Origin of the sequence: Streptosporangium sp. NPDC023825 (genome assembly GCF_040639575.1) — a bacterium.
In the GTDB taxonomy this organism is placed as follows: Bacteria; Actinomycetota; Actinomycetes; order Streptosporangiales; family Streptosporangiaceae; genus Streptosporangium.
The window spans coordinates 37342-48899 of the sequence record NZ_JBFAAE010000069.1 but is presented as its reverse complement, the minus strand read 5'-3'; the positions used below and the strand labels follow the sequence as shown (position 1 = coordinate 48899).

The window sequence follows — 11558 nt, the reverse complement described above, 5'->3', positions numbered from 1 at the left end:
GTACCGTGGAGATCTGACCTAAGGGGAAGGTTGGGTCATGGGGGAGACCAGACGTAGTTTCGATCCGGAGTTTCGGGCGGGTGCGGTGCGCATCGAGATGTTCACGGGGCTGAATCGATGAACACCTGTCCCGATAGGGCCTACTTGGCTGGAGGGTCGTTCTCGGCGGTTGCCTCCTGGACCGCGAACGCCTTGTAGGTCCTGGGACAGAGGGGCGGGAACGATCGCGGCCGTACTGGTCTGAGGTAGGAGAAGTCGAAGCCGTCGGGCCACACGGTGGTCTCGTCGAACACCACGTGTTTCAGCGAGGCGCCCGTCAGAACGGCTTCGGTCAGTGTGGCTCCTCGGAGGTCGCCGTAGTCCAGGCGGGCGCCGCGCAGGTTGGCGTTCCGTAGCTCGGCCTTGGTCAGGTCGGTGCCCCGGAGGTCGACGCCCTCGGCGATGGCCCGGGTCAGGACGGCATCGCGCAGGTCGGCCTGGTAGAGGACCGCGTCGACAAGGATCGCCCCCGCGAGTCGGGACTGGGGCGATCAGGGCGTGATGGTGATGGGTGCCATCCGAGGCGCGGCCAGGCGCACGTAGTCGTCGGTGGCCAGGGCGATCGAGCGATCCAGCCGGGCGGCGTTGAAGAACAGCTCCGGCGAGTCCAGCAGTGCCGGATCGGCGATGAGTTCCAGCCGGGGATGGTAGCTGAACGGCAACACGGTGCCGCTCACGCTGCCGGCCAGTTCCTCGGCCTTGTCCCTGCCCGCGAAGGCCACGTAGGTCCCCTCCAGCAGCGTCTTGACCGCCTGCAGGTCCAAACGGGCATCGCCGGGCACCACGGCCAGCACGTGCCGGGTCTGCTTCTTGCCGACCTTGACCATGACGATCAGGCATTTGGCGGCCTGGGCGACGTCGTGCCCGCGTAGGGCGCTGACCAGGTCGGTGCGCCCTTCGGGCGGGTGCTCGATCAACCGGTAGCGCGTCCCGGCGGCTTCCAGGTCCGACATCAGGCGCTCATGGAGGTCCAGGGTCGGCACGGCAGCGCCGACCACATCACCAGTCACTGCTCAACAACCCCTTCGCCTCCGCGATGCGGTCCTCGTCACGCTGGTAGAACACCCACTGCTTGATCTTCTTGCCGCGGACCAGCCCCGCCTGGCTGAGTATCTTCAGATGTTCACCGCAGGTCGGCTGGCTCACCTCGAGCTTTTCGGCGATGAACAGCGAGCAGACCCCGTCACGGACCAGGTCGCCGTCGCGCTGCGGCGGGAAATGCCGCTCGGGATCGCGCAACCACTCCAGGATCAGCAGCCGCTTGTCGTTGGCCATCGCCTTGATCAGATTGACGTCTAACACAAAGGCATTATGGCAATTAGCTATCTCCCTGTCTACGGCGGGATCGTTCTCATGAGGGGCCGAGGAGCGGCGGCACGGCCGCCGCCGTCCAGCCGTCACCCGGCTGGGCCTCAACGCGTTTCCCGCGTTGCACACGCATGAGACCGAGACCTGATGCGGACCGTCTCCCGGCTGTTCGGCTACCGGCGCCGCCGTGCCCGTCCGGCCGAAGCCCGCGCCGATCACCTTCACATCGTGCTCCCCGCGGTGTTCCGGTGGTACGTCCATGCTCGCTCTCCGGAGCCCGGACGGCCTTCCCGCGGTCGTCCCCATGCCGGGCGGGAGCTCTGATGATTCTCTGATCCGCGCTGTCTAGCTTCGTGGTGAGCGACATGCCGGTTATACGACGGCACACCGCTTCAGGCGAGTCCGGAAGCCCGCCGCAGGGACCCGGAAACGCCTCGGAAGAGACCGGGGAAAGACCCCGAAGAGATCCGGAACCGCGAAGACGCCGCGCCGACCCGCGTGAAACCAGAGGAGCCGACCATGAGTGGTCCCGCCGAACCGCCGTTCCCGCACCCCCTTCTCGAGGCGCTGCGGAGCTCGCCCGGCGACCCGGCCTTCGAGCAGGGGGAAAGGATCGTCTCACGGGGCGAGCTGCTGGAGACCATCCGGCGGCTGGCGGGGGCGATGCGCGACGCCGGGCTGGGACCCGGCCGGGCCGTCGCCGTCCGCACGGCCGTCTCCCCCGAGGCGTTCGCCGCCCACATGGCCGCCCACGCGCTGGGCTGCCGGGTCGTGGGCGTCCGGCCCGGCTACCCGGAGGGGCACCTCGCCCACGTGCTCGGCATGGGGATCGACGCCCTCCTCGTCGACCGGTCCACCGTGACGCCGGAACTGCTCCGGGCCGCCGGGCCTGTCACGCTGCTGTCGCTCGGACCGTGTCCCTCGCCGATGCCGGTGCCGGCGATCGACCTGCTCGCCCACACCGGCGAGGGGCGGCCCCTCGTCCTCGCGGCCCGCCCGGACGACGTGGCCGCCCTGACCTTCACCAGCGGCAGCACCGGCCGCCCCAAGGGCTGCGCGATCACCTACCGCGCGCTCGGCGAGCACTGGTCGTGGCAGCCCCGCCTGTGGTCCCCGGTCGCCGACGAGCTCGCCGCGGGCTTCGGGCGCTACATGCTGTTCGGCACCCTGGCCAGCATGGTGGTCATAGAGTTCCTGGGATTGTGCCTGCTGGGCGGCGGCACCGCGGTGATCCCCGAGGACGACGGGCGGCCCCTGTTCCCGTACGCGATCGAACGTCACCGGATCACCGGCTCCATCGTGACCGTGCCGCGGTTGTGTCAGATGCTCGACCTGCTCAGGAACGAGCCGGTCGACGTCGGCTGCCTGCGCGCGCTGATGGTCTCCGGATCGCCGCTCGGCCCCGGGCGTCTGGCGGAGGCGGTGGACCGGCTCGGCCCCGTGGTCTACCAGGGGTACGGGCAGACCGAGGTGGGCCTGATCTCGGTGCTCACTCCCGGGGACATCACCGCGTTCCCGGACAACGCCCTGCCTTCGGTCGGGCGGCCGAACTCGGGTGTCGAGATCAGCGTGCGCGACGAGGAGGGCCGCGAGGTGGCCGAGGGGGACACCGGCGAGATCCACGTGCGCAGCCCGTACCTGATGTCAGGGTACTGGGGGGATCCGGAGGAGACCCGCGACACCCTGCGGGACGGCCGGCTGCGCACCCGGGATCTCGGGTACCTGGACGAGAAGGGGTTCCTGCACCTCGTCGGCCGCACCCGTGACGTGATCATCGTCAACGCGATGGTGGTGTACGCCGGAGCCGTCGAGCGGGTGCTGAGCGGCCATCCCGACGTCGCCGAGGCGTACGTGGCCGGGGCCCCGGACGAGCTGACGGGAGAGGCCGTCCACGCGTTCGTCGTACCGGCCGAGGGAGCGGACCCGGACTGCGAAGCGCTGGCCGCGCTGGTGGGCACCGAACTCGGCGAGGGCAGCGTCCCCTGGACGATCACGGTGCTGCCCTCCGTCCCGGTCGCCGCGAGCGGCAAGCCCGACAAGCGCGCGCTGCTGGACCTGCTCGACCCGCGGCCTCTCTGATCGTTCTCTGAGAATTCCCCGCCAACACTGGGGGCGTCCGTTCGACCAGATCGCTGTGACGGAGGTGTACGTGCCGGAAAACGCCCTGGACTACGTGGTGATCGGTGCCGGCCCCGCGGGCCTGCAGCTGGGGTACTTCCTCGGCAAGGCGGGACGGAACTACCTGATCCTGGAGGCGGGCCCCGCGCCGGGCACCTTCTTCCGGACCTTCCCGCGCCACCGGCAGCTCATCTCGATCAACAAGAGGTACACCGGGTCGGACGACCCGGAGCTCAACCTCCGGATGGACTGGAACTCGCTGCTGTCGGACGATCCCGGCCTGCTGTTCACCCGCTACAGCGACCGCTACTTCCCCGAGGCCGACGACATGGTCCGCTATCTCGCCGACTTCGCCGCGGCCTGCGACCTGCGCGTCGCCTACGACGCCCGCGTCTCCCAGGTCACCCGCGCCCCCGGCACGGGCCACTTCCTGGTGACCGACGAGCGCGGCCGGACCCACGAGGCCAGGCGGCTGGTCGTCGCGACCGGGGTCAGCCGGCCCAACGTCCCGCCGATACCGGGCATCGAGACGGCCGAACCCTACGGCACCTTCGCCACCGACCCGTCCGGATTCGTGAACCAGCGGGTGCTCGTCATCGGCAAGGGCAACTCGGCGTTCGAGACGGCCGACAGCCTGGTCGAGACGGCCGCGGTGATCCACGTCGCCGGGCCGAACTCCGTCCGGCTGGCGTGGCGCACCCACTTCGTCGGTCATCTGCGCGCGGTCAACAACAACTTCCTCGACACCTACCAGCTCAAGTCCCAGAACGCGGTGCTGGACGGCGACGTCAAGCGGATCGAGCGCCAGGCCGACGGCTCGTACCTGGTGACGGTGAGCTTCGTCCGCGCGGACGAGGTCACCAAGGACATTCCCTACGACAGGGTCATCGTCTGCACCGGCTTCCGGATCGACGCCTCGATCTTCTCCGACGAGTGCCGCCCGGAGCTGACGATCCGCGACAGGTTCCCCGCACTCACCCCCGCCTACGAGTCGGTCAACGTGCCCGACCTCTACTTCGCCGGGACCGTGACGCAGTCCCGCGACTTCAAGCGCGGCACCAGCGGGTTCATCCACGGCTTCCGGTACGGCACCCGGGCGCTGCACCGCGTCCTGGAGAACAGGTACCACGGCGCCCGGTGGCCAGGCCGCGAGCTCCCGGCCGATCCGGAGGCGCTCGCGGCGGCGGTGCTCGAACGGGTCAACCGCAGTTCGGCGCTGTGGCAGCAGTTCGGGCTGCTGGGCGACGTCGTCGTCCTCGACGGCCACGGCGGGGCGCGCTATCTGGAGGAGCTGCCGGTCGACCTGGAGGGCCCGCCGATCGGCGACGGCGGCCACTTCACGATCACATTGGAGTACGGGCCGGAGCACGACAAGGTCGATCCCTTCGACGTCGGGGTGGGCCGGATCCGGCAGAACGACGCCGAGCGCGCCGCCGAGGGCCACTACCTGCACCCGGTGGTGCGGCACCACCGGGCCGGCGCGCCACCGGCCGTCCACCACGTCACCGAGAACCTGGAGAACGAGTGGACCTCCCCGGAGACCCACGTCGAACCGCTCCGCGCGTTCTTCGCCCGCCAGGTCGCCTCGGTCCCGGCGTGACGGACGCGAGGACGCCGCGGGTGGCGGGCGAACGCCACCCGCACGTGGCGGGCACGAGGACGCCGCGGGTGGCGGATGAGCGCTCCCCGCACGTAGCGGACGCGAGGACCTCGGTGGCTCCGGTGGCTCCGGCGACCTCGGCGGCTCCGCGGACCCCGCGCGAGTTCGAGGCCGCGGCCCGCGCGCGCCTCGCCCCGGAGTACTACGACTACTTCGCCGGCGGGGCCGGGGACGAGGTCACCGTACGGGCCAACGAGACCGCGTTCGGGAAGCTCTCCCTGCTGCCGCGAGTGCTGCGCGGCGCCGGGAGACCCCGGACCGACGTCGACCTGCCCGGAGGCCGGGCGGCCATGCCCGTGCTGGTGGCGCCGACCGCGTTCCACCGGCTCGCCGACCCCGAGGGCGAGCGGGCCACCGCGCGGGCGGCGGCCGCCGCCGGGACGATCATGATCGTGAGCATGGCCTCCACCGTCGCCGTCGGGGACGTGGCCGAGGCGGCGCCCGGGGCCACCCTGTGGTTCCAGCTCTACGTCCAGCCGGACATGGCCTTCACCGAGACACTCGTGCGGCGCGCCGAGGCGGCCGGCTGCCGGGCGCTGGTCGTCACGGTGGACTCGCCGGCCCGCGGCCTGCGGGACCGGGAGCGCCACCACGGCCTCCGGGACCTGCCCGAGGGGATGGCCTGCGAGAACCTGCGCGACGGCGGGCGGGTACGGCCGATCGTCATGTCGCCGGAGATCTCCTGGGAGCACATCGGCCTGCTCAGGGAGATGACGGCGCTCCCGATCGTCCTCAAGGGCGTCGCGCATCCCGCCGACGCGCTCCTGGCGCTCGGCCACGGCGTCTCGGGATTGCTGGTCTCCAACCACGGCGGCCGCCAGCTCGACACGGTCCCGGCCGCCGTCGACCTGCTGCCGGAGATCGTGGCCGCCGTCGGCGGGGCCGTCCCGGTGCTGATGGACGGAGGCGTCCGGCGCGGCACCGACGTCCTGAAGGCGATGGCGCTGGGAGCCCGCGCGGTCGCGGTCGGCCGCCCGGTGATCTGGGGGCTGGCCGCGGACGGCGAGCGCGGCGTGACCCGCGTGCTCGACCTGCTCCGCTCGGAGGTCGAGCACGCGCTCACCCTGTGCGGCTGCGCGTCGGTCCACGACCTCGATCCGGGCATGGTGCGACGGTCATGCCGGTGACCGCGCCGGTCAGGGCCGTGGCGGTGGCGGTCGCCGCCGCCACCGTGCTGAGCCTGCCCCGATGGCTCCCCGCCAGGGTCGTGGCGCTGCGGACGCGGGTCTTTGCCCGGGTCAACGGGGAGGAGGGGATCACCGTCCCCGGAGACCTGGTCGGCGTCGAGAGGTTCAGGGAGATCTACTCCCACCCGGCGGCCGGCGGCCGGAGCAGGGGAGCCGCGCTGTCGGACCTGTTCTGGTACTGGCTGTCGCCCGGCCCCGAGATGCACCAGGAACACCTTGAGGCGGGAGAGCGGTACGACGCGGTCGCCCGCGCCACGCGCGGCTTCCTCTCCGTGCCGCGCGTGGAGGCCGAGGAGCTCACCCGCCGCTGCGTCGCCCGGACGCTGCGGGACAAGGTGGGAGACAAGGGGGGGCCGGTCCGGCTGCGTGACCTGATGATGCCGGTCTGGGCGGAGTTCTACTACGAACTCGTCTTCGGCGAGCCGTGCCCGCCGGTGGCGCGCGACCTGATCGTGGGCAACGCGGACGACGTCGTCACCGCGCTCAAGTGCTGCGGGCTGCGGCACATGGACCGGCGCGACCGGCTGACCCGGCATCTCGCCGGCCTGCTGCCCAAGGTGCGGGACCGGCTCCCGGCGGGGTTGTCGGCCCGGGAGCAGGCCCTCTATCTGCAGGGAACCTTCTTCAACACCGCGGTCGTCCAGATGTCGGAGGCCATGGCCCACCTGCTGATGGTCCTCGCCCAGCACCCGGACGCCCAGGCCGGGGTGCTCGCGGGCGACGAGCGGGGTGACGAGCAGGGTGACGAGCGCCACCTCGACCGCGTCATCTCCGAGACGCTGCGCCTCTACCCGCTCTTCGGCATCGCCCACCGCGTCACCACCGGCGACATCCCCCTCGACGAGCACACGACGATCCCGGCCGGCTCGGTGCTGTGCTTCGACTACCCCGCCTTCCACCGCGAGGGCTTCCCCGACCCCGGCCGTTTCGACCCCGGCCGTTTCGGCACGGACCGCTCGCACTCGGACTACTCGCATCTGGACCGTTCGGGCCAGGTCCGTCCGGAGCCGGACCTTTCCGGACGGGGCGACGCCGGCAGGGACGGCCTCGCCCCGGATCGCCCGGCCCCCGGCTGTCCCGCCTCAGGCCGTCCCCGACCGGGCCGGCCCGCGGTCCGGGAGCTCAACCACATCCCGTTCGGCGTCGCCGCCAACCGCCCCTGTCCCGCCTGGCGGCTGGCGCCGATCACCATGCGGGTCGCGGCGCGGGAGGTCCTGCGCGCGTACGCCCTCGACTCCTCCGCCTCCCACACCCGGTCGATGCCCAACCGGGGACCGTGCCTGCTCGTTCCGCGGGGTGCCCCCAGGGGGGCGGCCCATCGGGCGACACTGCGGTTCATGCGGTTCCGCGACCGCTGGGAGGACGTCTGGCGCAGCCTCGTACAGCTCGTCCTCGGCACCTACATGGTCTGGGACGCGCGCAGGCAGCGGTTGTGTGAGCGCCACTTCGCGGAGGCCGACCGTACGGCCGCCGCGGAGAGCAGATGATCGTCCGGACCACGAGCGGAGAAACGGTTATGCCCACCCTGGCACAGGTCACCGCCGGTGACCCGAACCTCGCACTGATCCTCAAGGTCCTGCCCGCCCTGGTCGTCATCCTGCTGGCCGCGGCGATATGCGGCCGTCTGGCGATCATGATGATGCAACCGCGCGTCCTCGGCGAGATGGTCGCCGGCGTCCTCCTCGGCCCGACGCTGTTCGGCCAGTTGTTCCCCGAGGCCCAGGCGGCCGTGTTCCCCGCCGAGGTCAGGCCCGTCCTGTACGTGTTGAGCACCATCGGGCTGACGCTGTACATGTTCCTGGTCGGCGCCGGGCTGGACCACGGCGCGTCGCCGCCGGGCGAGGGCCGCCGGGCGGCGACGCTGGCGTTCTCCGGTATCGTCCCCTCTCTGATCCTCGGCTCCTGCGTCGGCCTGCTCCTGTGGGACATGCTCTCGCGCCCCGACGTCAGCCGGTGGGAGTTCGCCCTGTTCGTCGGGGGAGCGCTGTCGCTGACCGCCTTCCCCATGCTGGCCAGGATCCTGTACGAGCGGGGGCTGGAGAACTCCCCCCTCGGGAAGCTGACCCTGGTGGCGGCCGCCATCGACGACGCGCTCGCCTGGTGCATCCTCGCCGTGCTGTCGGCGATGCACCTCGACGCGGGTCCCGGCGACGCGGTGCGCACCATCGCCCTGACGGTGCTGTTCGCGGTGGTGATGCTGAAGGTGGTCGCGCCGCTGCTGCGGCCCCTGGGCGAGGGCGTCGCGCGGACCGGCCGCCTCGGCCCCGGCGCCATGTACGCCGTCGTCCTCGTCCCCCTCACGGCGGGCTGGCTCACCGACTGGATCGGGGTCTACGCGGTCTTCGGCGGTTTCATCGCCGGGCTGGCGATGCCCCGGAACCCGGCGTTCCGCCAGGCGCTGCACGGCCGCATGATGGACGTCGTCTCGACGCTGCTGCTGCCGATCTTCTTCACCTTCTCCGGGCTGAACACCCATCTCGACGGCATCGCCGGCGGTCCCATGCTCCTGGCGTTCGCCGCGATCCTGGCCGCGGGTTTCTGCGGGAAGTACTTCGGCTGCTCGCTGTCGATGCGGGCCCTGGGATTCGGCTGGCGCGAGTCCTACGCGGTGGGGGCGCTCATGAACGCGCGGGGGCTGATGATCCTCATCTTCATCAACATCGGCCTGGCGCAGGGCATGATCACGCAGGAGCTCTTCGCCATCCTCGTGCTCGTGGCCATCATCACCACCGCGGGAGCCCTGCCGCTGTACAAACTGGCGCTGCCGGAGCGTTACGAACGTGCCCACGAATCCGGGCCCGCCGGCCCGGACACACGCTCCCTGGAGGAACAGGCCGAGAAATCCCATTCCTCGTGACCGCTCGAATACGCTGACCGCCCCAATGCAGCGCGGACGCCGTTTTGTGATCATCCGAATACGCTGCGAGCATTGCCGTGTAAATTTCAATTATTCTGGGAAAGCTGGTAATTCGGCGGGAGGAATGCCACGGTTGTTCCGTGGCTGCGACTTCGGGGACATCCGGCCCGCCCGCTCGCCGGCTGCTCCTCGTCGAGGACGACCGCGAGCTCGGGCACATGCTGGTCGGGTTGTTCACCGAGCAGGGATACACGGTCGATCTGGCCCCGGAGGGGCAGCGCGGCCTGCACCTGGGCCTGAGCCGCCCGTACGACGTGATGATCGTCGACCGGGGCCTCCCGGCGGTCGACGGCATCGAGTTGCTGACACGGCTGCGCCGGCGGGCCGTCACCGTGCCGGTGCTCGTGCTGACCGCCTTCGGCACGGTCGCCGACCGGGTCACCGGGCTCGACGCGGGCGCGGAGGACTATCTGGTGAAGCCGTTCGAGATCGACGAGCTGCTGGCCAGGGTGCGGGCGCTGCACCGCAGGAACCTCGACCACGCCAGGCTGCTGCCGCTCGGCGCGGGCTGGCTGGACTCCGATTCCCACATCGTGGGGCTGCCGACCGGTGAGCAGGTGACGCTCTCGGGGCAGGAGTGCCGGCTGCTGAGCGCGCTGGCGACCCGTCCACGGCAGGTGCACACGCGCGCCTCGCTGCGCCAGCGCGTCTTCGACGGCGCCCGGACGGAGTCGATTGTGGACACCTACGTCTACTACCTGCGCAACAAGCTGGGGGCGGACGTCGTACGCACCGTGCGGGGTGTGGGATACCGCCTGGGCGGATTGTGAGGAGGCGCCCACCCCACGAGCCGGAGCGGTACCTGCTGATCCGGGCCCGCCGCCGGGTCACCATGCAGGTGGCGGGCGCGATCTCGGTGATGCTCGCGCTCGTCGGGGTGATGGTGTACTGCGTCATCACCAGCGACCAGGACACCTCGGCGCGGCGCGACCTGGCCGTCGCGGCCCGGCACGCGTACCTCTCGCGGCCCCCGCCCTGCGTCTGGCTGTTCGAACTGCACGGTGGCGCCGTGCTGAGGTCTCCCGGCGCGCCGGCGGTGCTGCCGGTGCGCGCCGCGCTGCACCGGGCCGCCGCCGGACGCGAGCCCTGGGTCGGCCGGATCGAGATCTCCGGGCAGTCCTATCTCGTACACACCCAGTGGCGCAGTGGCGTGGCGGTCCAGGCGGTCATGGACCTGCGCTACCAGGCCGCGGAGCGGCACCGGCTGCTGCGCTCGCTCGCCACCGCGGAGATCGCCGGCCTGATGGCCGCGCTGATGATCGGCCAGCTCGTCGCCCGAGGGGCGATCGCGCCGCTGGGCGAGGCCCTGGCCCGCCAGCGCCGGTTCGCCGCGGACGTGAGCCACGAGCTGCGCACCCCGCTGACCCGCCTGCACATCCGCGCCCAGATCGTCGCCCGCGGGCTGCGGCGGGGGAACGACCCACTTCTCGCCGCGGCCGAGGTCGACCGGCTGGTGAACGGCACCCGGCAGCTGGGCGACGTGGTCGAGGACCTGCTGCTGTCGGCCCAGTTCGGTCAGCTGCGCCGGCCGTTCGGCCCGGTCGACCTGGCCGCGCTGGCCGAGGAGCTCGCCATGGCCGAGGCGGCCCGCGCCGAGGCGCACGGCGTGACGATCGGGGTACGGCGCCAGGCGCCGGGTGCCCACATGGTGCGCGGGGCGCAGTCCGCGCTGCGCAGGGTGATCTCCGCGCTCCTCGACAACGCGCTCGCCCACACCGGCGTGGGCGGCCACATCTGGGTCGTCCTCTCCAGCGGCCCGGAGACGGTCCGGCTCGAGGTCCGCGACGACGGCGTGGGCTTCGACCCCCGCGACGCCGAACGCCTCTTCACCCGGTTCGTCGGCGGGTCCCGCAGCGGGGGCCTGGGCCTCGGTCTCGCCCTCGTCCGGGAGGTGGTGGACGCCCACGGCGGGACCGTCACCGCGGACGGGCGCCCGGGAGCCGGGGCGGTGTTCACCGTCCTGCTCCCCGCGGACCCCGCCGGGGCGGCGCGCCCCCCGTACCTCCCGTACCTTCCGGAGCCCGCGGACCACCCGGCCACGCCGCCGGAGGACCTGGGCGGCGAACCTCACCTGGAGGGCCGAGGCGTGCCCGGCCGGTCGGAAGCCCGCTCCGGCCCCGGGCCGGAGCCGTGACCCCGTACCGGTCCTCGGGCTCGGCTGTTTCCGGGAGGGACGCGGACGGGGACGGTCAGATCCACTTCGAGGTCTCGATCCTTCACTCTCAGGTCACGACCTCCGCCGGGTCCGGACCGGAGCCGGCGAGCGCCCGTACCGGCCGGCTCCCGGAAAAGCGATCGACTTCTTCGCCGCGATCTCCGCATACTCGTG

10 protein-coding genes and 1 pseudogene are annotated in these 11558 nt (G+C 71.7%); 7 read left to right on the top strand and 4 right to left on the bottom strand.

Annotated elements, in window-relative coordinates:
• Nucleotides 1–140: 140 nt before the first annotated feature.
• The 4 genes and pseudogenes from AB0G15_RS37290 to AB0G15_RS37275 all read right to left on the bottom strand — a co-directional run bounded on the left by AB0G15_RS37290 (nt 141) and on the right by AB0G15_RS37275 (nt 1341).
• Nucleotides 141–296, bottom strand: coding sequence for a hypothetical protein (locus AB0G15_RS37290; RefSeq protein ID WP_362849510.1), 156 nt, complete (start codon nt 294–296; stop codon nt 141–143).
• Nucleotides 297–299: 3 nt separating this feature from the next.
• A pseudogene (locus AB0G15_RS37285) lies at nt 300–506 on the bottom strand (pentapeptide repeat-containing protein); the annotation flags it as partial.
• A 24-nt stretch (nt 507–530) separates the two neighbouring features.
• Complete coding sequence (locus AB0G15_RS37280; protein ID WP_362849507.1) at nt 531–992, bottom strand: YbaK/EbsC family protein; 462 nt, start codon at nt 990–992, stop codon at nt 531–533.
• Nucleotides 993–1038: 46 nt separating this feature from the next.
• Nucleotides 1039–1341, bottom strand: a complete 303-nt coding sequence (locus AB0G15_RS37275) for a metalloregulator ArsR/SmtB family transcription factor (RefSeq protein WP_362849504.1) — start codon at nt 1339–1341, stop codon at nt 1039–1041.
• A gap of 525 nt (nt 1342–1866) precedes the next feature.
• Here AB0G15_RS37275 and AB0G15_RS37270 point away from each other — a divergent pair.
• The 7 genes from AB0G15_RS37270 to AB0G15_RS37240 all read left to right on the top strand — a co-directional run bounded on the left by AB0G15_RS37270 (nt 1867) and on the right by AB0G15_RS37240 (nt 11363).
• A complete protein-coding gene (locus AB0G15_RS37270) occupies nt 1867–3426 on the top strand; it encodes an AMP-binding protein (RefSeq protein ID WP_362849501.1) in 1560 nt (519 codons plus the stop codon).
• A 70-nt stretch (nt 3427–3496) separates the two neighbouring features.
• The gene (locus tag AB0G15_RS37265) at nt 3497–5065 is read left to right on the top strand and encodes an NAD(P)-binding domain-containing protein (protein WP_362849499.1); all 1569 of its coding nucleotides are present in this window, start codon (nt 3497–3499) and stop codon (nt 5063–5065) included.
• 113 nt (nt 5066–5178) lie between these two features.
• Nucleotides 5179–6252 (top strand): alpha-hydroxy acid oxidase, encoded by a 1074-nt coding sequence (locus tag AB0G15_RS37260; RefSeq protein ID WP_362849496.1) that lies wholly within the window; start codon nt 5179–5181, stop codon nt 6250–6252.
• Complete coding sequence (locus AB0G15_RS37255) at nt 6243–7799, top strand: cytochrome P450 (protein ID WP_362849493.1); 1557 nt, start codon at nt 6243–6245, stop codon at nt 7797–7799. The genes AB0G15_RS37260 and AB0G15_RS37255 overlap by 10 nt, the downstream gene beginning before the upstream one ends.
• A gap of 29 nt (nt 7800–7828) precedes the next feature.
• Entirely contained in the window at nt 7829–9169 is a 1341-nt protein-coding gene (locus AB0G15_RS37250) for a cation:proton antiporter (RefSeq protein WP_362849489.1), read from the top strand.
• A 140-nt stretch (nt 9170–9309) separates the two neighbouring features.
• On the top strand, nt 9310–9999 hold the full coding sequence (locus AB0G15_RS37245; protein WP_362694278.1) for a response regulator transcription factor: 690 nt from the start codon (nt 9310–9312) through the stop codon (nt 9997–9999).
• Entirely contained in the window at nt 9996–11363 is a 1368-nt protein-coding gene (locus AB0G15_RS37240) for a HAMP domain-containing sensor histidine kinase (RefSeq protein WP_362849486.1), read from the top strand. The genes AB0G15_RS37245 and AB0G15_RS37240 overlap by 4 nt, the downstream gene beginning before the upstream one ends.
• Nucleotides 11364–11558 lie beyond the last annotated feature (195 nt).

What these genes read in the sequence shown, in the direction of transcription:
- AB0G15_RS37280 (WP_362849507.1), bottom strand. Translation starts at nt 992, where the DNA reads ATGTCGGACCTGGAAGCCGCCGGGACGCGCTACCGGTTGATCGAGCAC.
- AB0G15_RS37270 (WP_362849501.1), top strand. Translation starts at nt 1,867, where the DNA reads ATGAGTGGTCCCGCCGAACCGCCGTTCCCGCACCCCCTTCTCGAGGCG.
- AB0G15_RS37255 (WP_362849493.1), top strand. Translation starts at nt 6,243, where the DNA reads ATGCCGGTGACCGCGCCGGTCAGGGCCGTGGCGGTGGCGGTCGCCGCC.
- AB0G15_RS37250 (WP_362849489.1), top strand. Translation starts at nt 7,829, where the DNA reads ATGCCCACCCTGGCACAGGTCACCGCCGGTGACCCGAACCTCGCACTG.